The organism is Chryseobacterium subflavum (genome assembly GCF_055762745.1).
In genome coordinates, this window is sequence record NZ_JBVTMR010000001.1 from 442,544 (window position 1) to 468,737 (window position 26,194).

The 26,194-nt window shown below is 36.3% G+C and carries 30 protein-coding genes; 14 read left to right on the top strand and 16 right to left on the bottom strand.

Going from position 1 to position 26,194, the window contains the following annotated elements; genetic code table 11:
- Nucleotides 1–19: 19 nt before the first annotated feature.
- The 4 genes from AC0INN_RS01960 to AC0INN_RS01975 form a co-directional block, all read right to left on the bottom strand.
- Complete coding sequence (locus AC0INN_RS01960; protein WP_306611452.1) at nucleotides 20–466, bottom strand: DUF1801 domain-containing protein; 447 nt, start codon at nucleotides 464–466, stop codon at nucleotides 20–22.
- Between the two features lie 56 nt (nucleotides 467–522).
- The gene (locus tag AC0INN_RS01965; RefSeq protein WP_273647436.1) at nucleotides 523–1,014 is read right to left on the bottom strand and encodes a hypothetical protein; all 492 of its coding nucleotides are present in this window, start codon (nucleotides 1,012–1,014) and stop codon (nucleotides 523–525) included.
- Nucleotides 1,015–1,130: 116 nt separating this feature from the next.
- On the bottom strand, nucleotides 1,131–1,868 hold the full coding sequence (locus AC0INN_RS01970; RefSeq protein ID WP_306611455.1) for an SDR family oxidoreductase: 738 nt from the start codon (nucleotides 1,866–1,868) through the stop codon (nucleotides 1,131–1,133).
- Between the two features lie 75 nt (nucleotides 1,869–1,943).
- On the bottom strand, nucleotides 1,944–2,513 hold the full coding sequence (locus AC0INN_RS01975; protein WP_172277549.1) for a Crp/Fnr family transcriptional regulator: 570 nt from the start codon (nucleotides 2,511–2,513) through the stop codon (nucleotides 1,944–1,946).
- A 231-nt stretch (nucleotides 2,514–2,744) separates the two neighbouring features.
- Here AC0INN_RS01975 and AC0INN_RS01980 point away from each other — a divergent pair, with 231 nt between their 5' ends.
- Nucleotides 2,745–3,263 carry a thermonuclease family protein gene (locus AC0INN_RS01980; RefSeq protein ID WP_273647438.1) on the top strand — a complete coding sequence of 173 codons (519 nt, stop codon included), beginning with the start codon at nucleotides 2,745–2,747 and terminating at the stop codon, nucleotides 3,261–3,263.
- Nucleotides 3,264–3,434: 171 nt separating this feature from the next.
- On the opposite strand, the gene AC0INN_RS01985 is transcribed toward AC0INN_RS01980, so the two are convergent.
- Nucleotides 3,435–3,863, bottom strand: coding sequence for a DUF4268 domain-containing protein (locus AC0INN_RS01985; protein ID WP_306611457.1), 429 nt, complete (start codon nucleotides 3,861–3,863; stop codon nucleotides 3,435–3,437).
- A gap of 314 nt (nucleotides 3,864–4,177) precedes the next feature.
- On the opposite strand from AC0INN_RS01985, the gene AC0INN_RS01990 reads away from it, so the two are divergent.
- The 3 genes from AC0INN_RS01990 to AC0INN_RS02000 all read left to right on the top strand — a co-directional run bounded on the left by AC0INN_RS01990 (nucleotide 4,178) and on the right by AC0INN_RS02000 (nucleotide 6,053).
- The gene (locus AC0INN_RS01990) at nucleotides 4,178–4,585 is read left to right on the top strand and encodes an RrF2 family transcriptional regulator (RefSeq protein WP_172277557.1); all 408 of its coding nucleotides are present in this window, start codon (nucleotides 4,178–4,180) and stop codon (nucleotides 4,583–4,585) included.
- A gap of 206 nt (nucleotides 4,586–4,791) precedes the next feature.
- Nucleotides 4,792–5,679 (top strand): sulfite exporter TauE/SafE family protein, encoded by an 888-nt coding sequence (locus AC0INN_RS01995; protein WP_273647440.1) that lies wholly within the window; start codon nucleotides 4,792–4,794, stop codon nucleotides 5,677–5,679.
- Between the two features lie 83 nt (nucleotides 5,680–5,762).
- Entirely contained in the window at nucleotides 5,763–6,053 is a 291-nt protein-coding gene (locus tag AC0INN_RS02000) for a putative quinol monooxygenase (RefSeq protein ID WP_306611461.1), read from the top strand.
- 81 nt (nucleotides 6,054–6,134) lie between these two features.
- Here the strand turns inward: AC0INN_RS02000 and AC0INN_RS02005 are convergent, their stop codons facing one another.
- The gene (locus tag AC0INN_RS02005) at nucleotides 6,135–7,406 is read right to left on the bottom strand and encodes a T9SS type A sorting domain-containing protein (protein WP_306611463.1); all 1,272 of its coding nucleotides are present in this window, start codon (nucleotides 7,404–7,406) and stop codon (nucleotides 6,135–6,137) included.
- Between the two features lie 207 nt (nucleotides 7,407–7,613).
- Complete coding sequence (locus AC0INN_RS02010) at nucleotides 7,614–8,417, bottom strand: T9SS-dependent choice-of-anchor J family protein (RefSeq protein WP_306611465.1); 804 nt, start codon at nucleotides 8,415–8,417, stop codon at nucleotides 7,614–7,616.
- A 93-nt stretch (nucleotides 8,418–8,510) separates the two neighbouring features.
- Here AC0INN_RS02010 and AC0INN_RS02015 point away from each other — a divergent pair, with 93 nt between their 5' ends.
- The 9 genes from AC0INN_RS02015 to def all read left to right on the top strand — a co-directional run bounded on the left by AC0INN_RS02015 (nucleotide 8,511) and on the right by def (nucleotide 18,058).
- Nucleotides 8,511–10,613 carry a TonB-dependent receptor plug domain-containing protein gene (locus AC0INN_RS02015; RefSeq protein WP_306611467.1) on the top strand — a complete coding sequence of 701 codons (2,103 nt, stop codon included), beginning with the start codon at nucleotides 8,511–8,513 and terminating at the stop codon, nucleotides 10,611–10,613.
- Nucleotides 10,614–10,625: 12 nt separating this feature from the next.
- Nucleotides 10,626–11,738, top strand: coding sequence for an HmuY family protein (locus AC0INN_RS02020; RefSeq protein WP_273647445.1), 1,113 nt, complete (start codon nucleotides 10,626–10,628; stop codon nucleotides 11,736–11,738).
- 21 nt (nucleotides 11,739–11,759) lie between these two features.
- Nucleotides 11,760–12,641, top strand: coding sequence for a heme/hemin ABC transporter substrate-binding protein (locus tag AC0INN_RS02025; protein WP_273647446.1), 882 nt, complete (start codon nucleotides 11,760–11,762; stop codon nucleotides 12,639–12,641).
- Nucleotides 12,625–13,665 carry a FecCD family ABC transporter permease gene (locus AC0INN_RS02030; protein WP_172277579.1) on the top strand — a complete coding sequence of 347 codons (1,041 nt, stop codon included), beginning with the start codon at nucleotides 12,625–12,627 and terminating at the stop codon, nucleotides 13,663–13,665. Before AC0INN_RS02025 ends, AC0INN_RS02030 begins: the two co-directional genes overlap by 17 nt.
- Complete coding sequence (locus AC0INN_RS02035; protein WP_273647447.1) at nucleotides 13,665–14,438, top strand: heme ABC transporter ATP-binding protein; 774 nt, start codon at nucleotides 13,665–13,667, stop codon at nucleotides 14,436–14,438. Before AC0INN_RS02030 ends, AC0INN_RS02035 begins: the two co-directional genes overlap by 1 nt.
- Nucleotides 14,439–14,440: 2 nt before the next feature.
- Nucleotides 14,441–15,091 (top strand): class I SAM-dependent methyltransferase, encoded by a 651-nt coding sequence (locus tag AC0INN_RS02040; protein ID WP_273647448.1) that lies wholly within the window; start codon nucleotides 14,441–14,443, stop codon nucleotides 15,089–15,091.
- Nucleotides 15,092–15,096: 5 nt separating this feature from the next.
- The gene (locus AC0INN_RS02045; protein WP_273647449.1) at nucleotides 15,097–16,125 is read left to right on the top strand and encodes a hemin-degrading factor; all 1,029 of its coding nucleotides are present in this window, start codon (nucleotides 15,097–15,099) and stop codon (nucleotides 16,123–16,125) included.
- A 194-nt stretch (nucleotides 16,126–16,319) separates the two neighbouring features.
- The gene (locus AC0INN_RS02050) at nucleotides 16,320–17,192 is read left to right on the top strand and encodes a ChaN family lipoprotein (protein WP_306611475.1); all 873 of its coding nucleotides are present in this window, start codon (nucleotides 16,320–16,322) and stop codon (nucleotides 17,190–17,192) included.
- Between the two features lie 248 nt (nucleotides 17,193–17,440).
- A complete protein-coding gene (def, locus tag AC0INN_RS02055; RefSeq protein WP_273647451.1) occupies nucleotides 17,441–18,058 on the top strand; it encodes a peptide deformylase in 618 nt (205 codons plus the stop codon).
- Nucleotides 18,059–18,090: 32 nt separating this feature from the next.
- Here the strand turns inward: def and AC0INN_RS02060 are convergent, their stop codons facing one another.
- Complete coding sequence (locus AC0INN_RS02060; protein WP_172277597.1) at nucleotides 18,091–18,525, bottom strand: MarR family winged helix-turn-helix transcriptional regulator; 435 nt, start codon at nucleotides 18,523–18,525, stop codon at nucleotides 18,091–18,093.
- 29 nt (nucleotides 18,526–18,554) lie between these two features.
- The gene (locus AC0INN_RS02065) at nucleotides 18,555–19,187 is read right to left on the bottom strand and encodes an NAD(P)H-dependent oxidoreductase (protein ID WP_273647452.1); all 633 of its coding nucleotides are present in this window, start codon (nucleotides 19,185–19,187) and stop codon (nucleotides 18,555–18,557) included.
- A 179-nt stretch (nucleotides 19,188–19,366) separates the two neighbouring features.
- Here AC0INN_RS02065 and AC0INN_RS02070 point away from each other — a divergent pair, with 179 nt between their 5' ends.
- Nucleotides 19,367–20,122, top strand: coding sequence for an SDR family oxidoreductase (locus tag AC0INN_RS02070; RefSeq protein WP_306611479.1), 756 nt, complete (start codon nucleotides 19,367–19,369; stop codon nucleotides 20,120–20,122).
- Nucleotides 20,123–20,130: 8 nt separating this feature from the next.
- On the opposite strand, the gene AC0INN_RS02075 is transcribed toward AC0INN_RS02070, so the two are convergent.
- The 7 genes from AC0INN_RS02075 to trpB form a co-directional block, all read right to left on the bottom strand.
- The gene (locus AC0INN_RS02075; RefSeq protein WP_306611481.1) at nucleotides 20,131–20,406 is read right to left on the bottom strand and encodes a hypothetical protein; all 276 of its coding nucleotides are present in this window, start codon (nucleotides 20,404–20,406) and stop codon (nucleotides 20,131–20,133) included.
- Nucleotides 20,407–20,511: 105 nt separating this feature from the next.
- Nucleotides 20,512–21,474 carry a protein-glutamine glutaminase gene (locus AC0INN_RS02080; RefSeq protein ID WP_306611483.1) on the bottom strand — a complete coding sequence of 321 codons (963 nt, stop codon included), beginning with the start codon at nucleotides 21,472–21,474 and terminating at the stop codon, nucleotides 20,512–20,514.
- Between the two features lie 274 nt (nucleotides 21,475–21,748).
- Complete coding sequence (locus AC0INN_RS02085) at nucleotides 21,749–22,783, bottom strand: serine hydrolase domain-containing protein (protein WP_306611485.1); 1,035 nt, start codon at nucleotides 22,781–22,783, stop codon at nucleotides 21,749–21,751.
- A gap of 179 nt (nucleotides 22,784–22,962) precedes the next feature.
- Complete coding sequence (locus AC0INN_RS02090) at nucleotides 22,963–23,337, bottom strand: hypothetical protein (protein WP_273647457.1); 375 nt, start codon at nucleotides 23,335–23,337, stop codon at nucleotides 22,963–22,965.
- A 17-nt stretch (nucleotides 23,338–23,354) separates the two neighbouring features.
- A complete protein-coding gene (lipB, locus tag AC0INN_RS02095; protein ID WP_273651040.1) occupies nucleotides 23,355–24,083 on the bottom strand; it encodes a lipoyl(octanoyl) transferase LipB in 729 nt (242 codons plus the stop codon).
- 75 nt (nucleotides 24,084–24,158) lie between these two features.
- A complete protein-coding gene (trpA, locus tag AC0INN_RS02100; RefSeq protein WP_273647458.1) occupies nucleotides 24,159–24,893 on the bottom strand; it encodes a tryptophan synthase subunit alpha in 735 nt (244 codons plus the stop codon).
- A gap of 122 nt (nucleotides 24,894–25,015) precedes the next feature.
- Nucleotides 25,016–26,194 (bottom strand): tryptophan synthase subunit beta, encoded by a 1,179-nt coding sequence (gene trpB, locus AC0INN_RS02105; protein WP_273647459.1) that lies wholly within the window; start codon nucleotides 26,192–26,194, stop codon nucleotides 25,016–25,018.

A 26,194-nucleotide genomic window follows, 5' to 3' on the forward strand; every position in this document is an offset into this window, starting at 1 on the left:
TTATTGATCAGAATATACTTTACTGTGTCAGGCTCTTACTAATACCGTCTCGTATCGCTTCTCCAAGCACTTCAATATCGATATCTTTCAATGCTTTGAACTTAATACAATAACCGGTCACACTGGCTTTTCCTATTTTTTCACCATAGGTTTGGGATAAATAGTTTTTATCATCAATACCAAGAATGTAAATTGAAATACCTGTTGTATTAGCGCTGAGGCCAATCTGGTAAAAATCCCGGGTACTTCCATCAGCATATTTCATGATCCGGAAACCATATCCGATATTGGGATTGGAAACCGTTTTTCCTTCTTCATTTTTACCATCCAGAAACCATAATTTACATTCTGGCATCACTTGCAGAATGTACTGATGCAGGGTTTCCATATCTCGGCGTTTCGTGTCTGATTGAGTGGAAATGTAATGGTTGATTTGTTTTTGTATGGTCATCGTGGTAAAGTACATATTTTCTTCGTACAGAGATGGTTATAAGCTTGAAGAGTAAACTTTATATTATAATTCTAAGTTTTGCTGAGTCTCATCTTATAACTTAAATAAAATAAAGATAGACTTATTACCAAAAATAAGCAACCACTAAAATAGACATAGATTTCAAATTGATTAAACCAATGTTCCAGATACAAAGGTTTAAAGGGAAATGATGCCTGTTTTAAAAATATAAGTAAAAAGCTGATCACAATAACAATTAAAGAATTGATCCAGCTTAATTTTCGTTTTGAGGTGATCCATATACAGATCAGACAGCCAATAATAAACCCTACAGTCTGGTAATTTCTGATCGTACTGATAAGGTCATTGAATCGAATGGAATCAATATTGTTTTTCTCAAACAGTTCAATTAAACTACCAGAGTTTTTAGCCGAATTTAAAAACAACTGCGAAAGGTGTATATCCGTTAAATAGGAAAATAACCTTGGCGGAATAAGAATAAAGTTAAAAGCAATAATCTGGATGACGATGTATTTGATTTCTGTTTTATTAAAAATATTCATGCTAGTATGTATGTAACAAAAATAGGAAAACAAAAAAGAGAAACCTTAAGGTCTCTCTAAAATCATTGATACATTTTTTACTTTTTACATTGTACAAAAAATCAAATTGTACAAATCTACCAAGGACTAATTCCAATCTCATCTTCAATATCATTACTGAAATACTGACCTGTTGGTCCGTTTTCATCAGTCAGAGTGTGCTTAATGATAAAAGAAGCAGCGCTTTCTACGGATCCCGGACCGCTGTGGGCATTGAAGTCTGTTGCTGTATAGCCGGGATCTATTACATTGACCTTAAAGGGAAGTTCCCTTAATTCATACGCCAAAACAATGGTGTATGCATTCAACGCTGATTTTGATGGCCCGTAAGCGGCTCCCTTTACATGATAATACTTCCAGCTGGGATCGCTATGTAAAGTCAGAGAACCGAGCCCGGATGTGATATTGCTGATTCTCGGGCTGTCTGACTTTTTAAGAAGATCTAAGAAAGTCTGTGTAACGCTGATGACTCCGAAAAAATTGGTGTCGAAGACTTGCTGGATGTCGTTAATAGAAGTTCCTGAAGCCGTTTGCGGATTGATACCCAGAATTCCTGCGTTATTGATGAGAACATCCAGTTTGCCCTGTTCCCTTTGAATAGTATTCCTCGCTTCCGAAATAGAATCGGGGTTGGTAACATCTATTTCAATTGCTTTGATATTCTGATATCCTTTATCCTGAAGTTCTTTTACTACAGCTTCTCCTTTTTCAAGACTGCGGCTTCCAAGGTAGACCAATAGTCCTTTTGATGAGAGTTGTTTTGCAGTTTCCAGGCCAATGCTTCTGTTGGCACCTGTGATTAATACTGATTTCATTTTCTTGTTTTATTTAGTGATGTAAAGGTGAGGTATTAAAAAATGAGATCTTTTGTCATTTGGCAAAAAGTGATCTTAGCGTATATTTTTTCTTATCCTGCTCAGAGAAGACTGTGTGATACCAAGATATGAGGCGATATAGGAAAGAGGAATCCGGTTGACCACAGTAGGGTAGATTTCAAGAAATTTGAGATAACGGGTGGTCGCATCTTCTGAAACCAGAGGGCTTCTTCTTTCTACCTTCTGGATCAGTGCTCTTGAAATAATTTTATGAACAATAGCTTCCCATCCGACAATGGTCTGCAACAGTTCGAGCCAGTCTTTGCGTGAAAAAACGATCATCGTACAATCCGTAACTGCCTGAACGTATGTGCTGGAATGAATTTCGTTATCAAAACTTTCCAGATCCACGACCAGATTATTTTCCTCGATAAAGTATTTGGTAATTTCTTCTCCTTTATTATCATAATAGCAGACCCGTAGAATACCATCAACGATAAATCCTACCTGTCTGGCAATTTTTCCGGCTTCGGAAAAATATTCATCTCTGGAAAGATGAAGTTCGGTGGATTTACTTTTTATAAATTCGATCTGCTGTTCATTGAGATTCCCAAACCTTAAAACGAAATTGAATAATTCTTTCATGTCCGAAATTTAGCTAAAGAAAATGATACCGTATTTGCCTTTTGGCAAAAAATACTTTTAAAGCTATTATGGTTTGCTGTACAATTATTTATAAAGGAATTTCCTGAACAATAAACAATTTGTGGATAATATTCAGAGAAAAGTAAACGATATTATGTTTAAAATAGCTAAAATTGCCTCGCGAATTTTGTTTATACTAAAGAAGAAAAATACATGAAAAGGCTGGGGAAGATGTTTTTTGTACTATTGATAGGGACTTCAGGGTTAGTTTTGGCGCAAATCAAAGCAAAAGTAATCGGTATTAAGGACGGTGATACGATCCTGGTTCTTGATAAAAATAATAACCAGACCACATTACGTCTTGCTGAGGTAGATTGCCCTGAGAAAGGTCAGCCATTTGGAAAAAACGCCAAACAACTGACAAGTGATCTGGTATTTGGAAAAGAGATCCTATACTATAAAACCACTTCTGACCGGTACGGACGCATCATTGCCAAAGTATATTTCGATAAAGATCAGTACCTGTCCGAAGAGATTATAAAAAAAGGATTGGGATGGTGGTATTACCAATACTCCAATAATGAAAACCTTGGAGTACTTGAATCAAAAGCCAGAAGTCTTAAATTAGGATTATGGTCCGGAAGTGAAACAATTTCTCCATGGGAATGGAGGAAAAAAAAAAGAGAAGCTTCCCAACTTAGAGCAAAAGCTAAATTATCAGGAAATTCTCTAAGAGAAATAGCAAGGTAAATAATTTATCAGCTGTCAGGGTTGCTCATCAGAATAGTTTAAGAATATTCTTAATCTTTCGATATAGGTATTTTATAACGCCATAAATTATTTGTTCAAAGAATATCTCCACAAGAATATGGAGTATTCCAAGAAATAACCGGATAAATACTCAAGAATGATGGTCATTATTTACACGTCTTTGATAAAATCTTCATATTCATAGTAGAACCTTTCAAAGCCATCCATTTTTTCGACAAAAAATTCAAATATTTCGCTCCACGTATTTTTATTGAAAATTGAAACATGATGCTTTTCAATCCAGATCTTACTGATAACTTTTCCGTTTTCCAGTGTAAAAAACTCATCTTTATTAAAATCTCCCACATAATCTTTTAGAATGTCCTCCAAAGACCATATCTTTTCATAATACGCATTTCTGAAAATCTCATCCTTCATTTCAATATCCAAGGATACTTCGGCTTTTTTATTATCCGCCTGGAATTTGAAAGAAAAATCTTTGATCTTGGTATCGTACAATATCCATTTTCTTGGAAAAGATTTCCCAAAGGCGGTCCAAAATTCTTTCTTTAGTTGCTGTGCTTCTTGTTTACTGAACATACCGCAAATTTAATGAATTATGAGGAAAAGGGAGGGGGAAGAGAGGAAAAGGCGAAAAAGCGGAGTTACTTATTGGTAAAATTGTGAATTCACTTAATCGATAAAAACGCCTTAAGGATGGAGAAAGATATAGTAAAGATTGAAATCTTAGAGTTTGATAAAAGAAAAAAAGAGCTATTTAAAAGCAATCTTGCACCTCAGTGATTTTGCTATTTTCTATTCCAACAGCTTCACAATTAGATGATTTCACCATTCGGTAAATTAGCAATTTCACGACTTCCCACATATGAAACTATTTTCTTAAATTTGCTGTAATGCTGTCAAAAAAATCTCAATATGCTTTTAAGGCACTTTCATATCTTGTAGAAAAAAGAAATGAAGGGCCAACCCTTATTTCTGAAATTGCGGAACATAAGAAGATTCCGCTTAAATTTCTGGAAAATATTCTGCTTGAACTCAAGAAATCTGATATCCTTGATAGCAAGAAAGGCAAGGGTGGTGGATACTTCTTTAAAGAAAATCCTGCCGATGTAAAACTGGCGAAGATCATTCGCCTGGTTAATGGTCCTATTGCAATGCTTCCTTGTGTAAGTCTTAATTTTTATGAAAAATGTGACGATTGCAACGAAGATCATTGTGGTTTGCACGATGTCCTCATTGAGGTTCGGGATGCTTCGCTTAAAATTTTAGAAGAAAAAACATTAATGGATCTGATCGACTGATCGGGTCCTTTTTTTTGAATTGTTAGTCTACTTTTTTGGTAGGATAATTATTTTGTTTGATATTTGCAGGATGCCAAATGAACAAACTATGATTTCAAAAAATGTTGCAGATACACTAATGTGGCTTTTGCAGAAGGAATGCAGAGGCCAGCTTACCAAAAATATGTTCTTACCTGAAAGTGTTGTTAAACTAATACTTGTATAGAATGGTCATCTCAAGAAAAATGCAGGTAAGGTTGAATGTATTACTGGTAACGGTTGCTATATTGGTTATTGTTGTTTTTTCCATGTACAGCATGGGGTATCTTGATGAACTGACCCATATCCTCGCAAAAGACAATTATATATTTTACTGGATGTTGTTGGTGGGGGTTTTTGCAGAAATTGTTGCCGGATCAATGGGAATGGGTTATGGTGTGATTTGTACAACAACACTTCTCTTTCTTAATATTCCGCCCCATATCGTAAGTGCAAGTATTCATTCTGCTGAAAGCTTTACAACTGCTGCGGGAAGCATCAGTCATATCAAATTGAAGAATGTAAGCAAGACATTGGTTAGAAAACTATCTATTCCGGCGGTTATAGGAGCCATCATCGGTGCATTATCTCTTACATATCTCGGAGAATACTATTCTAAAATTACCAAAACTATTATTGCATTTTATACTTTATATCTTGGTTTTCAAATCTTATCCAACGCCTTTAAGCCTAAACAAAATAAAGCCCTGAAAAGAAAAACGAATCTCACAAGCCTGGGGCTGATCGGAGGGTTCATAGATTCTTTTGCAGGGGGAGGATGGGGCCCTTTGGTTACAGGGACTTTAATTAAGAATGCTTTTACTCCCAGATTTGCAGTAGGAAGTTCTACTGTAGCCAAGTTTATTTTAACCATAACTGCCGCAATAACCTTCTTTTTTACCCTGGGAATTCAGCATTGGAATATTATTCTGGGTCTTTTGATCGGAGGAATTATAACAGCGCCGTTTTCAGCAATGCTCACTGCCAGATTACCGGTGAAAAAGATGTTTTTATTCATAGGAAGTCTGGTTATTGTAATGAGTCTGATAACCATATACAAATCCATTTTCAAATAGTACGATTATTGTGGAAAAATAAAAGGGTCAAAACGATTTTCAGTTTTGAAAATATTTTACTTTTACAGCATAATAAATAGCATATGAATTTACATATTGTTGCGCTTTTTAAGTTTAATGAAAATTACTTGATGGAAGCGGTAGAATTGTTTCAGACCCTGGTAAGAGAAACAAGAAAAGAAGAAGGCTGCCTGCAGTACGACCTTATTGAAGATAAGGATAATAAAGGAACTTTTTTTCTGATAGAATTATGGGAAACATCAGAACACCATAATAATCATCTGGGGCAGGATCATCTTCTCAATTTCCGTAAGGATTCTTCCAGAATGATGGAAAGCTCAACGGAAGTATACAAAGGATTTAAAATCTATTAACAAACCCAATGTTAAAAGGCTGTTTACCATTGTAGACAGCCTTTTATTAGAAAAAATAGAAAGTATTAAAATTTAAGATTTTTATTTTACGATTAACTTTTTGGTTTCACTATTTCCACCATAAGTTATTTTAACAAGATAGGTTCCTGAAGGAAGCATAGATAAATTAAGGTCTTGCTTATAGAAACCGGTTTGATTGGTAAGCTCTGATTTATAGACTTGTTTTCCTGAAAGATCATATACTTCTACACTTCCTTTATTGTTTGCCTTTTCTTTTACATCAAAAAGTACGGTCACTTTTTTATCAGCTGTTGTAGGATTAGGATACAATCCAAAGGAAGCTTTGGTGCCAACCTCTTTGATTCCTAAAGTTGAGCTGATATTTTTATATTTAAAATACATATTTCCTGTAGACGCTCCACCGTTAGAAGTAAAATACATTCTGTAATATTCCGAACCTTGTTTTACATAGTAAACAACATCATTATAAATCCCGGATGTTGGCTTCCATGAATGGCCGATTGATGTAATATTCGAGGAAAAAGCGGTGGATACTGGAATGTTTGAAGTTGCAACTTCCTGTGTTTCCGGTTGAACTTTTGCAACCTTAGTAGTAGGACTCTGAATAACTCCAGACATTCTGTACATCATAATATTCATATAGAATGTCCAATATCTTGTAAACATCAAATCCCAGTTTGCCTTTGGTGGTTCAAGATTAGCTACTTTGTCTCCCGTAGTAAATGAGAAATAATTAAAGTAGGCATCATCTGTTCCGTTCGCAATTGTTTTGGTTTGCGTTGCTTCCCACGATGATCCGTTCCATTTAGAATACTTAAAAGTATAACCACCGAAGTAATCGGTAATCATAAATTTTACATAAGTATTGCTAGAAAGGTATTTTAAAACAAAAATTACTTTTCCATCGATATGATGGGTCCCTCCGTTATAGTCTCCCCATCCGTACGTAGCTGAACCTTGCTCAAATGCTCCTTCCTGAAGAGAAGTCGTCTGGTCCGGATTATATAATGGAGATCCCCATGATGCTATATTGGCGATGTTAATATTATCCCAATCCGCTGGTACTGCAGAGGCCTGGTAAACCTCTATATTTTGGGCGTCATTGATTCTTGTTCCAAAACTCATACTTGAATTTCTAAAAAATGCAATATCCCATGAATCTGCAGGTTGCGAAATAATATTATTTGTACTGAAGTCAAAGAATACCCGGTTTTGATAGTTGGGACCAGTGGTTAAATTGACCGTTGTATACCCATTAACATCTGTTTGGGCTAATACTGTTTGATGTACAGCCAGTGCAAGCATTGAAGTCAAAAGTAGTTTTGTTCTCATCTCTTATTGTTAGTTATTTAGAATTATTCTACAAAATTATATATTTATTTTTAATGATTCTAAATAAAAACATGACTTTTGTCGTGTTTTAAGATTAATTTTTTTTAAACTTTAGCGTGACAGTAGACCCTTTCATGGATTTTGAACATAAAAGGCTGACTTCAAAAAGCCAGCCTTAACAAAACATAAGTTAATATCTAATAGATCTTATTTTTTGATGAATTTTGATTTTGTGACTGAGCCGTCTTTTGTTTCAATAACAATGTAATAGATACCTGTTTGTAATGTGCTGATATCGAATCTTTGATTATTTAACTTTCCTTCAGCTACTTTTTGACCCGCTGAAGAATAAACCCCAATATTTTTAAGATCTTTTTTTGTTACAAATTGCAATGCTGTGTTTTCTGGGTTAACAGCAAATTGGATAGCATCTTTTGATTTGATAGGGTCAGATACAGCCAGACTTGATGTAGTATTATAGACCACATTATCAATTTGGATCGCCACGTGGCTTGCTGTTGGTGTAAATTTGAAAACAATGTAGGTAGAAGTGGATGCAGGAATATTTACATTCACATTCACATTAGTACCTACGGTTGATAACGTTACAGGATTTCCAACAGGTGTAAATGTAGACATATCTGTTGGATTGGAAGCCAGCCCAATTTGAATACTGCCCGGACCAGGCGAAGGAGATACTAAGCTGGTAGTAAATGATAACGATTTATCTCCTGCAGGAGCAACAATCTGAGGGGTAATTAAATACGAAGGCTCGCTTGTATTGTTTCCCGAGTAAGCCTGAACAGCCTTGTTTGCATCAGTTGTAACGATCATTAACGGCGCTGGGGGAAAGGGCATCGGATTGGGCGCTAGTTTAGCAGTCCATCCGTTTTGGGGGAAAGTTGTGCTGCCTGAAGTGAAATTATCAAAATTCTCATTTATTGTTGGTAACTGAGCATTAATTGCAATCGCAGAAAACATTAAAACTCCAGAAAGTAATTTTAGATTCATAATATTATTTTTATTTAGAATTATTCGACAAAAGTAATAAATTATTTTTATCTGTTCTAAATAAAGCATTATATTTGTCGAAAATTTGTGTCTATGAAGAAGAAGGTGCTTTCTATACTCTCATTATCCATAGTCTTTTGGATGAATGCACAGGAAAAAGATTCTCTTAATCAGAAAAAAATTGAAGAAGTTGTTATCACAGGACAGTATATGCAGCAATCGATCAATAAATCGATTTATAAAGTTGAAGTTATCGATGCTGAACAGATAAAAAATATGGCGGCGACCAACGCTGCTGACGTTCTTAACCAAACACTTAACATACAAATCACTCCAGATACCAATTCCGGAAATTCAACTGCTAATATCATAGGATTAGGCGGGAGCTATGTCAAAATTTTGATAGATAATATTCCGGTTGTAGGAGATACGGGTTTAGGAAGTAATATAGACCTTACGAAGATCAGTTTAAGTAATATTGAGAGGATTGAAGTTGTAAAAGGAAGCATGGGCGTGGAATATGGTAATGGTGCACTGGCAGGCGTTATTAATATCATCACTAAAAAAAGCAGTCATAAAAAATTAAGTATAAGAGCGGCACTACAGGAGGAAACGGTGAGGGATGGCTATGATTTAAGGAAAAGAGGGAAAGGCAGACATATTCAGAATGTGAATGTAGGTTACAACTTTAACGATCACTGGTTTACCAATATAAGTTTTAACCATAATCAATTTATGGGATATCAGGGAAATAGTGAAGGATATAAGTATTTCGGACAAGATAATAAACGAGGTTATGAATGGAATCCAAAAGATCAGTATGAAGCAACTGGATTGATCAAGTACAACAAGAATAAAACTTCAGTTTTCTATAAAATATCTTACTTAAGCGAAAAATTTAATTTTTATAATCCTAAAGTTGACAGAATTTCACTTAATGACGGGCAGGGTGGTGTAACCTATACAAGTACAGACAGAGAATATAATACAGAGCGTTGGCTTCATCAGTTGAATATTCAGACCAACCTGGGCCAGATCCGCTACACGGGAGATTTCTCTTATCAGAATCAGGATCGGAAGTACTTTGATTATGTATATGATATACCCAACAGAGCTAAAGATACCCATTATGATGAAAGATCTTATTACAAGACCGATGTATTTTATTCAAGAGGAATGTTCAGTAATTTTCTCGATAACAAGAAATTTGACTTCCAGTTAGGCTACGAATTAGACCATACCAATGGGTATGCTGCATTAATTGCAGGGGATTTTGACGGGCAAAATATCAGAAGAAAGATTTTTACCTATGGCAACTTTATTTCTGCAGAGTGGAATGTTTCGGATAAATTCTCAGTAAGACCCGGAGCAAGATTATCGCTCAGCAACAAATTTGATAATCAATTCAACTATTCGGTGTCTGCAAGGCTGAAAACATCTGAAAATTCCAATCTAAGAGGTATTTTCGGAACAGCCAATCGCTATCCTACCTATGATGAAATGTTCACTTATTTCGTTAACGTAAATCACGACATTCAGGGAAATCCTGATCTTACTCCTGAAAAAGGATATTCTGTCGGTGCATTCTGGGATCAGGGCTTCACCATAGGAAATGGATGGAAATTCAATTACAATCTGGAAGCTCTGTACGTTGATCTGAAAGATAAAATTGAAATGGTTATGATTAAAAGACCCTCCACTTATAAGTACATGAACATAGATACGTACAGAAGTCTTTTGTTTGGTGCCAATGCCAATATTGTCAAAGACCAGTTTACTTTAGGAGTAAGGACTTCCCTAAATGGTATTTCTGTGTCAAAACAAGATATGGATATTGCCTCACCAACGGACTTTCAGTATAATTTTCAGACAGGAGCTAATGTTTCCTATAAACTAAAAAATGCAGGAACTGCTTTTAATCTTTATTATAAGTATACGGGGCCGTCAAGGCTGTATGTATTAGAAGGTAATGCATTCCGCTTAGGGAAAAATGATGGATTCCACATGATGGATTTTATTGTAAGCCAGCCATTCTGGAAAAATCAGCTTGAACTTTCTGCAGGAGTTAAAAACATTTTTGATGTTACTACCATTAATTCCACTGCAAACGGAGGAAATGCACATACTGCAGGATCTGACCGTCTGAATTTGTACTATGGAAGAAGCTATTTCGCAAGATTAATGTATCAATTCTAAAAAAAATATATCATGAAGTATTTAAAGATATTTTCATTTCTATTCATTATTGCTGCTGTACAGTCTTGTCTTTCAGCTGATGAAGATCCTGTTCAGGTTCCCAAGATGACAGGTTCTGAAGTAAGCGCCGATGTAGGCGGACCCACAGAAGCCAATCAGGTTTGGATCGACTTAAGTGATGCAAAAAATCATACGATCAATAAAAGGACAGACTGGGATCTTGGATTTTATACAGGAGATGAATATAGGGTAATTTTAAACGGGTCTATTGCAATGGCTGTTGCGAAAATTCCTAATGCTACGAACATCAATACTGTAAAAGAATCTGATGTAGCCGATCTGAAAGAAAAAGTTCAGGTAGGTACATTTGATGCTGCTAATATGAAGTATGTGGATAATCCTGATGGTAATTTTTTAAACCAGTCTTCAGCGATAGAGCCTATCAAAGAGAACGATTCTGACAATCCTGTTTATTTGGTTAACCTGGGACGAAATTTAGCAGATCCAAACTCTAATATTGCTGCAGGATCTGTTTCACTATCATCCGATCCCAGAGGATGGAAAAAAATTCAGATTTTAAGAGCTCCTAACGGATATAAATTAAGATATGCCGACATCAATGCAACTACCTACCAGGAGTATATGATAACAAAAGATACAGAATACAATTTTAATTTCTTCAATCTTAAAACGGGTGCTCCGGCTACAATCCAGCCAAAGAAAAAGAATTGGGATTTAGCCTTTACCACATTTACCAATGAAGTTTTTATGGGTCCGGGAAATAGCGCAGGAAGCTATTTTTATGCTGATTTCATAATCACCAATACGGCCAGTGGAGTGAGTGCGTATCAGGTAACGGCTTCCGGAAACCTGGATCAGGCCTATAACTCATTTAAGTTAAGCAATGTAGATCAGGCGAAGCTTGTATCTACTGATCAAAGAGCAATTGGGGATAAATGGAGAACGACTACCGGAACAAGCGAAGTGCCGGGAGCATTCGTGTACGCTGACCGTTTCTTTGTATTAAAAGATGCTGAGGGCTTTTACTTCAAGCTTAGATTTAATAAAATGAAAGATCCTCAGGGAAATCGGGGGCATGCCAGTTTTGAATTTGAACCTTTATAATAAATCAATAAATAATATATCATGAAAAAGATAATTTTAGTAGCATCAATCCTTCTAGCAGTAGCTTCCTGCAAAAAAGCCGAAAGCGCAAAACAGGAAAATACAGCAGAAACAAATACCTCACAAACGCCGAAAACGAATAATAAAATTGTGACCTTAAATGGTGGCATCACAGAAATAGTGAGTGCTTTAGGTCATGAAAAAGAAATTGTAGGAACTGATGTTACCAGTACCTATCCTGAAACTTTAAAAGCAACAGCTAAAGATCTGGGACATGTAAGATCAATGACCATTGAGCCGATTATGGCCGTAAATCCTACATTAATTTTAGCGTCTGATAAAGATATAAACCCTGAGCTATTAGGAAAAATAAAGTCTTCAGGGATAAAAACTGAAATCTTCAAACAGGAATATTCAGTGGAAGGAACTAAAAAATTAATTGAGCAGGTAGCAAAAGCTATTGGCAACACAGATTATCAGAAACTGAATGATAAAATCGATGCGGATCTGAAACAGGTTCAGCCGATTGCTAAAAAACCTAAAGTACTGTTTATTTATGCAAGAGGAAATATGCTGATGGTTTCCGGTACGAAGACACCAATGGATGCTTTGATCGGTCTTGCAGGCGGACAAAATGCAGTTACGGAATTTGAAGATTTCAAACCGCTGACCCCTGAGGCTGTAGTAAAAGCGAATCCGGATGTATTATTCTTTTTCTCATCAGGCTTACAGGGTGCAGGAGGAAACGAAGGAGCGCTTAAAATGCCAGGTGTTTCTCAAACAAATGCCGGCAAGAATAAAAAGATCATTGCTATGGACGGAGGACTTGTTTCAGGATTCGGACCAAGATTAGGAGAGGCTGCAGTAGGATTAAATAAGTTATTAATTGAAAACACAAAGTAAACTATACTTTTATCTATCTATAAGTACCATACTGCTTGCTATCATAGCGGTATGGTCGCTTAGTACAGGAGTTTATAATTTTAACGGAGCTTCTCCGTATAAAGTTTTGTGGGAGGTTGTAAAAGGAAATGGAAATATATCGCCTAGCGATACATACGTGATATGGGATGTCCGTGCTGCGAGAATCGTTATGGCAATCTTAATTGGAAGCATGCTGGCGGTGTCCGGAACAGGATTGCAGGGACTTTTTAAGAATCCTTTGGCGACGGGGGATCTAATAGGACTTACTTCGGGAGCAACATTACTTGCAGCCATTGCTATTGTTTTAGGAGGACATTTCAAACAGTATCTTCCTGAGGTAGTACAATTTTCACTGGTGGGTATTTCTGCTTTTATCGGGGCTTTTCTATCTATGATGCTGGTATACAGGATTTCTACCAGCGGAGGTAAAACAAACGTGGTAATGATGTTGCTAACCGGTGTAGCTATTACGGCAATTGGCTTTTCAATTACCGGGTTTCTGATCTACATTTCAAAAGATGAACAATTGAGAGATCTTACTTTCTGGAATCTTGGGAGCTTGGCTGCAGCCACCTGGACAAAAAATATTGTTTTAGTCATTGTTTTGATTATCTCATATATCGTTTTAATCCCAAAAGGAAAAGCATTGAATGCCATGATGTTGGGTGAAAAAGACGCACAGCACTTAGGGATCAATGTAGAAAAACTTAAAAAAGAAATCATTATTGTCGTAGCATTAATGGTGGGAACTTCGGTGGCATTTTCGGGAACGATTGGTTTTGTAGGTCTTATTGTACCTTATATTTTAAGGCTTTTGTTCAAATCGGATTATACCTTTATATTACCATTGTCTGCTGTTTGCGGAAGTATTTTGCTGTTGACCGGCGATACATTCAGCAGAAGTATTGTGGAGCCTTCGGAATTGCCAATAGGTATCCTCACGGCATTAATGGGAGGGCCGATTTTTATAGCCATTTTAATTAAATTTAAAAAATCACTCTAATGATAAAGGCGCATCAGATCAGCTATAAACACAAAGAATTTCATATTCTGGATGGAGTGGACGTATCATTGGAATATGGTGAGTTTTTAGCTATTGTAGGACCCAATGGAGCTGGAAAATCAAGTTTATTAAGTGTTCTGGCCAACGAGGTGAAATCCAGAAAGCAAAAAGTTTTGTTTAAAAACAAACCTGTTAACGAGTGGAATGTGGTTGAGCTTTCCAGGCATAAGGCTAAATTCTCCCAGCACAACAGCAATGATATTCCTTTGGAAGTAAAAGATGTTGTCATGATGGGGCGTTATCCCTATTTTGATGCGCAGCCGAGAAAAGAGGATCTGGAAGCCATGAACAATATGATGTATGAAACAGATGTTTTTCATCTGAAAGACCGTGAATACAATACCCTGTCCGGAGGGGAAAAGCAGAGAGTACATCTTTCACGGGTACTGGCACAGCTACAGAATGATATTGCCCACAAACTACTGTTCCTTGATGAACCACTCAATAACCTTGATGTTAAACATCAATACAAGGCATTGGAGATCATGAAGAGTTTTACAAAACAAGCAAACAGTGCTGTTGTGGTTTTACATGATTTAAATCTGGCCGCTCAGTACGCCGATAAGATATTACTCATGAAATCGGGAAGGGTTTCAGCTTATGGAACACCACAGGAAGTTTTTACTGCCGAAAATATAACTAAGGCATACAACTTTCCCTGTACCATCTGCGAGCATCCTATTACTAATAACCCAATGATCATTTTTGGATAACCATGGAAAGAGATGAACTTAAAATACTCGCTCAAAACTTAGCCAATCCACAGGGAGAAAAAGGCATTGAGATAGGCGAGATGATGAATGCAACCAATATCAGCATGACTTTGGAAAGCATCAAAACACTTTTGATAGAAGATAATGAATCTATCCTTGAAATAGGACACGGAAATGCGGGGCATCTGAAAAATATCCTGAGTAGAGCTCAAAATCTGAAATATACAGGGGTTGACATTTCCGAAACAATGTATAATGAGGCCCGGAAAATAAATAAAGACTTTGAAGGTCAGGCGGATTTTATATTGTACGAGGGACAAAAGCTCCCTTTTGAAGATAGGGTTTTTGATAAGGTTTTCACTGTTAATACGGTTTATTTCTGGGAAGAGCCGGTGGCATTCCTGAATGAAATTTACAGGGTTTTGAAGGATGACGGGACTTTCGTACTCACCTTCGGGCAGCGAAGATTCATGGAAACCTTACCGTTTACAGAATACAACTTTACCATGTACAGCAATAATGAAATGGAAGAACTTATCTCAAGGAGCCATTTCAAAAGAATGAAAATTTCGGAGAAAGAGGAGGATATCCCAAGTAAGTCCGGAGCTGAAACCATACATAGAATTTATACAGTTTTAACCATAAAAAAATAAATAAAATGAGCACATTAGTTAACGAATTAAGAGAAAAGTGGGACGCTCTAAAAGAAGAAAATCCACATTTAAGAATAAGAAATGCAGCTTTACAGTTAGGTGTAAGCGAAGCTGATCTATTAGTGACTAATATCGGTGAAGGGGTAACCGTTCTGAAACCGGAATTTCAAAATATTTTAACTGATGTTGAGCAATTGGGTAAGGTGATGGCTCTTACCCGTAATGACGAATGTGTACACGAGAGAAAAGGAATTTACCAGAACGGTGACTTCAGCAGCCCTCATGCACAGCTTTTCGTGGGAGAAGATATTGATCTCAGGATCTTCCTGAACTCCTGGAAGTTTGCTTTTGCAGTTGTGGAAGGAGATAAAAAAAGCCTTCAGTTTTTCGGAAAAGACGGTTTAGCTCTTCACAAGATCTACCTGACAAAAGATAGCAACGAAAAGGCTTTTGATGCAATCGTTGAAAAATATAAGGCCGAAGATCAGAACGGAGTGTTCTCTTTCGAAGCTATTGCTCCGAAACCGGCAGAAAAACCGGATTCTGAAATTGATGCCGAAGCTTTCAAAAAAGCATGGGTTGAATTGAAAGATACCCATGATTTTTTCATGATGACAAGAAAATTCGGAGTGAGCAGAACTCAGGCTCTAAGACTGGCTCCGGAAGGTTATGCGAAGAAAATAGATAATGCTAAAGTGGTAAACGTCCTGGAGGATGCTTCCGAGAAGAATGTTCCGATTATGGTTTTCGTTGGAAACAGAGGAATTATTCAGATCCATACCGGTCATGTGAAAAAGACGCTTTGGCACCAGCAATGGTTCAACGTAATGGATCCTGATTTTAACCTGCATCTGGATGTTACCAAGATTGAAGAAGCATGGATCGTAAAAAAGCCAACTGAAGACGGTGAAGTAACGGCGATTGAAATTTTCAATAAGGAAGGTGATTTTATCGTCCAGTTTTTTGGAAAAAGAAAACCTGGAATTCCTGAACTGCAAGAGTGGAAAGACCTTGTAGCAGAATTAGAAAAGTAATAGTTAGATGATTTGATTTGGACCGTTTTGTTTTTAAGATCAGAGCGGTCTTTTTTTAGGTGTTAAATCGCAAAAAGACTAAATTGCAAAAGGATTGAAAGGCAAAAAGATGATAGTAAAAAGGCTCATTTGCGATTAAATAGTTCAGCGATCCAGCCTTTAAGTCCTTTCACCCTTAACCAAAAATAATTACAATGAAAAATATTTTCGTATCAATATTACTGATTATGTTTTGTGCATTAAATGCCCAAAATTTCAGAGCTTATCGGTTTTATGATAAAGAAGGAAAAGAAATAGAAACAGAGCGTTTGGTGAAAGAACTTGCCAATTATGATGTTATTTTTTTTGGTGAGAATCACAACAGCTCTATCAATCATTGGCTTCAGCTGAAAGTAACCGAAGCATTATACCAGAAGAAAAACGGACAGATTATTTTAGGAGCGGAAATGTTCGAGAGAGATAATCAAGCTCAGTTAAATGATTATTTAAATGGGAAATTCGATGCCAAAACACTAAAGGACTCTGCACGCTTGTGGAATAATTATGCAACGGACTATAAGCCACTGGTTGACTTTGCTAAAGAAAAAAAGCTAGGTTTCATTGCAACAAATATTCCCAGAAGGTACGCTTCCCAGACAGCAAAAGAAGGCCTGGAATCTTTGAATAAATTGTCTGCCAAAGAAAAAACATACATTGCCCAGTTGCCTATCAAAGTGAGCTTGGATACACCTGGATATCCTGAAATGAAAAAAATGATGGGAGACCATGCAGAAGGAACAAAAGTGATGAACTTCATTTCAGCTCAGGCAACCAAAGATGCTACGATGGCAGAATCCATCCTCAAAAATATTCAGCCCGGTAAAACTTTTATCCATTACAATGGTAATTATCATAGCAAGGAATTCGGTGGAACCTATTGGTATGTTAAACAAAAGAACCCCAATCTTAAAATGGCGGTGATCTCAGTTTTTGAATCGGACGATCCTGAATTGAAAGTTCCCGGGAAAGAATATATCCCAACAGATTTTAATTTGATTATTCCAGCCGATATGACGAAAACTTTTTAATTTTGAATGTTAAAAAAGTTGTACAATGTAAAAAGTATTCATGTATAATGATTTTGGAGGTCAGCTGAGAAATTGTATTCTTTTAATAAATGCAGGAGGAATATGTAATTTAATATACATTAATATAATTATTTAAAAAGATTTCTCATTACACTTTGTTTCATTCGAAATGACAACAATAAAAAAGGCAGCTTAGATAATCATGAATACATTTTACATCAATACATGAATACATTAATAATTAAAAAATGAAAAAATTATCTTTCCTGCTGCTTTGCTTCCTTAGCCTGGCTAATGCGCAAAAGCTGACCTCAAATGAAATTACAATAATTAATCAGGGAGATATTGGTTCTCCGCTTCCGATTTATCAGACAACAAATGCTGATCAGCATAAAACATTACTGAGCATTTCCAGTGAGGCTGATCCTGTTGATCCTAATACGGCGACACTGGTTAAAAGGATGAAGGAATCTCTTCTTTCTACCGATGGAGGAGTAGGAATAGCAGCTCCGCAGGTGGGTATTAACAGGAAAATAATCTGGGTTCAGCGTTTTGATAAAAAAGATAATCCTTTGGAGTATTTTATAAATCCTGTGATCATCTGGAGATCCGAGCTTCAAAACCTGGGACCCGAAGGAGATCTGTCCATTCCTGAATTCAGGGATCAGTTTTACAGGAGTAAAGTTATACAACTCGAATATGTTGATTTGAAAGGTCAGAAATACTCTGAGATTGTAGAAGGTTTTACAGCCGTTATTTTTCAGCATGAGATAGACCACCTTTTTGGAATTTTGATTTCTGATAAAAAAGAAAAAGAAAAAAATGATGCTTATCTGAAAGTAGATGCTTTTCAGAAAGTTAAATAAAAAACAGGCAGCCAAAATGGCTACCTGTTTTTTTATTTTTCAATTTTACTTAAAATAATATTGATGGAATTTTTAAGTTGCAACAGATCTTCAGGTTGAACATTGATCTTTTTCATAATCTTTTCAGGGACACCACACGCATTTTCCTTTAAATTTTTCCCCTGTTCAGTCAGAAATACCTGTACCACTCTTTCATCTTCTTTTTTACGGTTTCTCGAAATAAAGCCTTTGCCTTCTAATCTTTTGAGTAAAGGCGTTAATGTACCACTATCCAGCAGGAGTTTGTCACCGATCTGAGTAACTGGCAGCCCATCCTGTTCCCACAATACCATCATCACGAGATATTGAGGATAGGTAATATCCAGTTCATCAAGAAAAGGACGGTACAAACCTGTGATCTCCTTTGCGATTGCATATAAAGGAAAGCAGATCTGATTTTCCAGTTTTAGGTTTTCCGAATTTTCCATAACAATAGAATATGAATTGGGAATTGATATTATTTTCTAATGATAAATTCATCCATAGGAATACGTACTTTTTTCATAGAAGCCAGCCAGTCTTTTTCTTCATCGCGGTATCCTAAATATAGCAAACTTACACTTTTTAATCCTAATTCTTTCAAACCAAGAATTTCATCTACCACCTCATTACTGAATCCTTCTGCCGGTGTACTGTCGATTTTTAATTCTGCTGCCTGAGCCAAAGCTAAGCCTAAGGAGATGTAAGTCTGACGGGCGGTATGTAAAAAATGCTGTTCAGGAGTCTGCGCACCGTAAATTTCTTTCAATTTATCTGTATAGCTGTTGAAACGGCCTTTCGGAAGATCTCTTACATCAGTATGGTAGTCATACACTTTATCAATTTTCTCATTGGAATAATTATCCCACGCTGCAAATACAAGCACATGAGAAGAATCTCTCATCACTTCAGGGTTTAAAGCACCCTGAACCATTTTTTCCTTTAATTCCTGATTCTCTACTACAATGATACGGAAAGGCTGTAAGCCGGATGAAGTAGGAGCCAACCTTGCAGCTTCTAAAATCGTATTTAAATCTTTTTCCGATACTTTTTTTGTTGGATCATATGCTTTCACAGCATGTCTCCAGTTTAAATTTTCTATTAATGACATTGTTTTATTTTTTGTGAAATAATTTTATGGGACAAAGTTATGACAAAATTAAATTGCTTGCAATTTAATTTTAAATAATGTATTTTAGATAAAATCGATAATAGAAATATCACAAGTTTCGGATTTCGTAAAATAGACCATATTCCAATCTTTGCTGTACAATTTTAAAACAAAATACAATGCAAAGATTTATCAATCAGTATGCGCTGATAACGGGAGGAACGAATGGAATGGGGTATGCAGTTGCTGAGCAATTTATCGGAGAAGGCGGAACTGCTATAATTACCGGAAGATCCGAAGAAACCGTGCTTAAAGCAACTGAAAAGTTAGGAAGAAAAGCAGTAGGTATAGTGTCCGATGCAGGTAATATGAAAGACCTGATGCATTTACAAAACGAAATAAAACAATACACTGAAAATATTGATCTCGTTTTTGCCAATGCAGGGTACGGGAAATTTAAGCCTATTGAAAATGTGGACCCTGAGGATTTCGATGAACTGTTTAATATTCTGGTAAAAGGACCTTTCTTTACCGTTCAGCAAATGTTACCATTAATGAAAAAGGGAAGTTCGGTTATTTTTAATACTTCAGTAGCTACAGAGATTTCAATGCCTAATTTCTCTGTCTACTCGGCTGCAAAATCAGCTGTGCAATCTTTTGTAAAGACTTTTGCCACTGAGCTGTTGGAAAGGGGAATCCGGGTAAACGCTATTAGTCCCGGACATATTAAAACCAATATCTTCAATAATACCGGATTGAATAAAGAGCAGATTGAGGATGCCGTTCAGCATATTATTCCTACAATCCCGTTTAAACGGCAGGGAGATCCATCGGAAATAGCAAATACAGTGCTTTTCCTTGCTTCAAGGGAAGCGTCTTATATCCATGGAGCCGAAATAAAAGTAGATGCCGGAATTTCTGTGATAAGATCCTAGGAAAGAAGTTATTGGATGTCATTAACCTGTTTAATAATATTGGTTTTGTTCTCAATACCTATATTATAGGCCTTACCTATTTTCAGGCTTTGGTTTAACTTTTCCAGAAGAGTTTTATAGGAAGAATCTTTTTTTGACACATAAAAAACCTGCGCGCTGATTCCAATAGAGACACGCATAAAATCCCCGGGATGATCGGGGTCTTCCATAATCTGACTGATTGTTGCATTTTTGTACCAGGTTAAATTCTGTGAACCCGAACTACCGGAGCAGGATGTTATCATACAAAAAAATAATAGTAATGTCCATACTTTCATAAAAATAGTATTATTATATAACAGCACCTGCTGATTTACAGAATCAGCAGGTGCTGTAAAATTATCAATTAATTAAAATCCACAGCTGGATACATCCGGTGCAGGTGAAGGAGAACATCCGGAAAGCAGTGAAAATTTAGTCAGTACACAGTTGGTATTGATCAGATTGTTGTCATACAGATAAGAATTACTCGGACTTCTGTAATAAACATTTCCTGCAGTATTAGCATAAGAGGAAACGGATGCAGATCCGCAAGAGGTGTTAACGCAAGCGTTTCTCCATGCTGTATCTGTTACAGGACCGCTTGAAAATAGTGAAGGATCAATAATTCTTTTTTCCGTTACTCCGGAAGCATTTTTATAGCTTACCAATATTGCAACGTGGTAGCTCCACGCCACACAGCAAGTTCCTGTTGATGCCTTTAGGTTTCCGTATACAAATTGTTTTTCACAGTCATAGCCGTTGTTCATTAAGATTTGTCTCATCTTATGGGCTCTTGCATAACATCCGTCTACAGGATATCTGAATGTGATGCATGGTGAGGACGCCGTAGAGGTACCGCAAGACTGATTCTTTATTTGATTGAATAAAGAATTTAATGTAGCTACATCAGGAATTATACTCGCCAATTTATTGGTTTGTCCTTTTACTTCTTTTGTCAGGATCGTTTTAAAATATCTTACGTCTTCCGGGCTTGCAGACTCCACTTTTCCTATTTCATTGCTATTAGGCTTTAAGAAAATGTGTACAGGAGATTCATTCTTAACAGCCTGTCTAAGCATTCCGATATACTGCTCATTTTCTTTGGTCGGCTTAATTTCATAGAATTGCGCAGTTAACATAAATGACACCTTTATCATTCCGTTTTCTTCGTCTATCCCTACCGGTACAGTCTTTCCGAAATCTTTCAGCTTAGAATCATTTACACTTAGTTTTTCCTTTCCGTTGATTTCCTGATTCCCGTTGGAATCGGCACAGGAATTAAAAGTTAAGACGGTCACAAAGGCCATCATTGATAAAAAAAGATTTTTCATAATAATTGTAATTTGTAGTTTAATGGTGAGTTTTTGTTAAGTTGGTTGGTTATTTTAACTCTTATTTACTTCACTTTTTGGTGAAAATAAAATTAATAAAAAAAATAACATAAGCAAGTTATTTTTATAAAAACCAAAATTTTTAGTAATAATTAAAGTGTTTTGTTCATTAAAAACTACCGTTTTAATAAGTGTTAATAATGGCTCTGTGAATTTTACGATGAAAAAAAATCCGGTTTACCTATTTTATCCGTGCAGGTTGCCAGCGGATTGGTTATTTCTTAATTAAGCTGCTTTGCAATACAATATCTCTGATTAATTTTTCAAAATAATAGTACAGCGTATTTATCTCGCTCATCTGATTTTCCATGATAACAATACTCACATCAGAAGAGGGCACATAAACATTCAATGAAGTAAAGCCATCTCCGAGACCGGTATGACCAAAATAGCTGACTCTGTGATCCTTTACAATACGAATAGCATATCCGTAACCCATCTTAGCGGTTCCGAATACATCATGTTCGGAAAATACGGATGGACTTATTAGTAATTGATAGGTATCTGCGTTTAGGATTTTGCCTTTATGAAGAAAATCATTCCAGACAGATAAGTCCTTTGCTGTGCTTATTACTCCGTCGGCTGGCATATTTTCATCATTGATAAAAGAGTCATTGGAAACAGTTAATCCTTTTTCATTACTTATATGCCCCGAAACCAGCTTCTTCAGATCCGATTTCGCATAGCAGAAAGTATCTTTCATTTTAAGCTGCTTGAACAGTTCATTAGCCAATTGAGAGTAAGATTGATGGCTGACATTTTCGATGATTTTCCCTAACAAGATATAGGAAAGGTTACCATATTTGAAATCAGAGCCCGGTCTAAATGCCAAAGGTTTCTCGAGATCAACAATCCCATGGGTATGGTTAAGCAACTGATGAACCGTTACTGAATCAGCCCAGGGCTGAGATAGTGATGGAAGGTACTTTTTTATAGGAGAATGTAAATCAACTTTTCCTTTTTCAACCTCTTTTAATAATAAAACGGCGGTGATCTGTTTGGTGTTGGACATGATTTCAAACTGATCATTTGGTTTTAAAGGAATTCGTGTCTTAGCATTTTTTATACCGTAAGCCCTGGAGTATTCAACCTTTCCGTTTCTGGTAACGAGAACAACCCCATTGAAAGTTCTAGGGCTCTTAACCTGAATTAGGCTATCGATCTTTTGTTTGTATTTATCCTTTTGTGCAAAACATATAGAAGAAATGGATAATAACAGATAGCAAAAGAACCGGGTTAATAGTTTCATTGGACTTTCAGATTTTATTAATTGCGCTAAAAATACAATGCAAAATACTAAATATGTAGGAGATTTTTCGATTTTTTATCCATATGATTCAGCCAAAAGTATATTTAAATACTATTTTTTAATAAGGCAAATCATATATGATCAAAGACTCTGTGGAATAGCCGAATGATAAATAGTTTTTAATTTTTCCCACCATTTCTCCTATATTCATCAAATAAATTGTTTTCAATTATTTTTCCATTTCTGAAAATATACTCAATGGAATCTCCTTTATTTTTTGATATGGAATCACCAATTTTATAGTTAAACTCTAAAATATTTTTTCTGCCATTAGAATACTTTACAAATAAGAAATTATGTTCTTTTTGGTTATTGTAAATATCAATAACCCTAGAATGATTCTCTATGTGTAAAAGTTGCTTTTTTACATTTTCTTCCCCGTAAAAATATTGATATATAATGATGACACGTATAATAAATCCAAAGAAAACAGCAAAGGAAATTTTAATCTTCCTTTCCATTCCAGGCTCTAATTCAATATTATTACTTTTCAAAGGTCTGCGGAAAAGTATTATCTATTGGTAAGCTGAGCTCCAAAAACATCTGCAAAATGTTTTGTAATTTTAGATTTGATATCTTCCATTTCCTGAGGGGAAAGTTCTCTTTCAAGTTCTCTTTTCAGAGAGGTCACCTGTTTATCTTTGATACCACAAGGAATGATATATTCAAAATAGCGCATATCGGTGTTTACATTAAGGGCAAAACCATGTAAAGTTACCCAACGGGAAGCTTTCACACCCATTGCACAAATTTTTCGGGCATACGGTTTTCCCACATCCAGCCAGACCCCGGTCTCTCCCTGGGAACGCTCGCCCTTAAGGCCATATTCGCCAATGGTTCTGATGATCACTTCTTCCAGGTTTCTCATGTATAAATGAATATCTGTAAAGAAATTTTCAAGATCTAAGATCGGATAACCTACAACCTGCCCGTATCCATGATAGGTAATATCTCCGCCACGGTTTACTTTTACAAAAGTAGCATCAATCTCTTTGAGTTTATCAATTCCCGCCAGCATATTTTCTTCATGTCCGCTTTTTCCTAAAGTATAAACATGGGGATGCTCCACCAAAAGCAAATGATTGGGTGTGGTAATATGTTCTTCAGCAGGTAAATCGCGGTTTTTTATTTTGGTATCAATGATATCTTTCATCAGTTTTTCCTGATAGTCCCATGAGGACTGATAATCTCTTGTACCCAGATCTTCGAATTCTACTACTTTATTTTGATGTGTATTCATAATGAGCGTCTGTCTTTTTTTATGGTCCTGTGGAAAGACTTGTACCATTTTTTAGACATACAAATTTAGTGATTTTTAATTCTTTATTGAATTTATAAAATCTATGGCATTATTCTTCCAATCTTTATCCTGTAATAGAACATTAACGAATGCTGTTCCTATGATTCCGCCGTCTGCCTTTTCCGTTACACTTTCAAAATCTTTTTTCGATTTTATACCAAAACCGATCATTACTGGATTTTTTAACTGAAGAAGAGATATCCTGGAAAGATAATCTTCATTTTTTAATACGGCATTTTCATTTCCTGTTGTGGATGAAGAACTTACCGCATACAGGAACCCTGAGCTTAAAGAATCAAGATATAAGATTCTTTCATCTGAGGTTTCAGGTGTGATCAGAAATGTGAAGTTGAGATGATATTTCTTCAGGATTTGCTGATAATTCTTTTCAAATTCAATAGGAGGGAGATCAGGGATAATGAGTCCGGTAACGCCACTTTCCGAGCATTCTTTGCAGAAATTTTCAAAACCAAAACTTAAAACCGGATTGATATATCCCATTAAAATAATAGGAATTTTAATTTCAGTTTTAATGGATTTCAGTTGTGATAGTAATTTCTCAATGGTCATTCCATTTTTCAATGCAAGTTCATGTGCTTTCTGTATAACGGGACCGTCGGCAACCGGATCCGAATAAGGCATTCCGATTTCCATCATGTCCGCACCGGCATCCTGTATGAGTTTTATAATATCTGCAGTATCTTCCAATTTAGGAATCCCTGCTGTGAAGTATATATTGAGTTTTTTCATTGGGTTTATTGTATTTATGTATTCATGTAAAATGTATTTATGATAAAAAGACGCATAATTTTCTTTAACAACTGTCAGAATCATTTTACATGAATACTTTTTACATTTTACAGATTAAAAATTTAAAGATTAGCTAAATAAGTTTCCATATCCTTATCACCACGTCCGCTCAGGCAGATCACCACGATGTCATTTTCGTCGAATTTCTTTTTATCCAGGACGGCCAGAGCATGTGAGCTTTCAAGGGCAGGAATAATTCCTTCCAGTTTTGTGAGCTCAAAAGCTGATTTCAGGGCTTCATCATCATTGATGCTGAAAAATTCCGCACGCTTTTCCTTAAATAAATGAGCATGGAAAGGCCCGATCCCGGGATAATCCAAACCGGCAGAAATTGAATGGGGTTCGATTACCTGACCGTCGCGGGTCTGCATGACAAGACTTTTGCTTCCGTGTAAAACGCCTAAAGTTCCAAGAAAAGTGGTGGCCGCAGATTTTCCGGATTCCACACCGAAGCCTCCTGCTTCTGCCGCAATAATTTTTACATTTTCTTCTTCCACAAAATGGTAAAAAGTTCCTGCTGCGTTACTGCCACCTCCTACGCAAGCAATCACATAGTCAGGATTCTCTCTTCCTGTTTGTTCATGAAGCTGTTCCCTGATCTCTTTTGATATGACGCTTTGAAATCTTGCAACCAAATCGGGAAAGGGATGAGGTCCCACAACGCTGCCTATAACATAATGAGTTGTCACGGGATTATTGATCCAATCTCTTAAAGCCTCATTTACAGCGTCTTTTAATGTTTTTGATCCCGAAATTGCCGGAACTACTTCTGCACCCAGCATTTTCATTCTTGCTACATTTGGAGCCTGCCTTTGAATGTCAATTTCACCCATATAAACAATACATTTCAAACCAAGCAATGCGCAGGCGGTAGCAGTAGCAACGCCGTGTTGTCCGGCTCCGGTTTCTGCAATAATTCTGGTTTTCCCCAATCGTTTTGCCAGTAAAACCTGGCCTAGTGCGTTATTGATCTTGTGGGCACCGGTATGGTTAAGATCTTCTCTTTTCAGATAAATGTTCGTTTTGTACTGGTTGCTCAGATTTTTGGCAAAATAAAGAGGAGTAGCACGCCCCACATAATTTTTCAGTAAATCCTGATATTCTGCCTGAAACTCCTCAGATTCTATAATTTCAAGATAGTTTTTTTGAAGCTCTTCTACATTTGGATAAAGCATTTCAGGGATAAAAGCTCCTCCGAATTCTCCATAATATCCATTTTGATCAGGGTTTTTATAATTCAT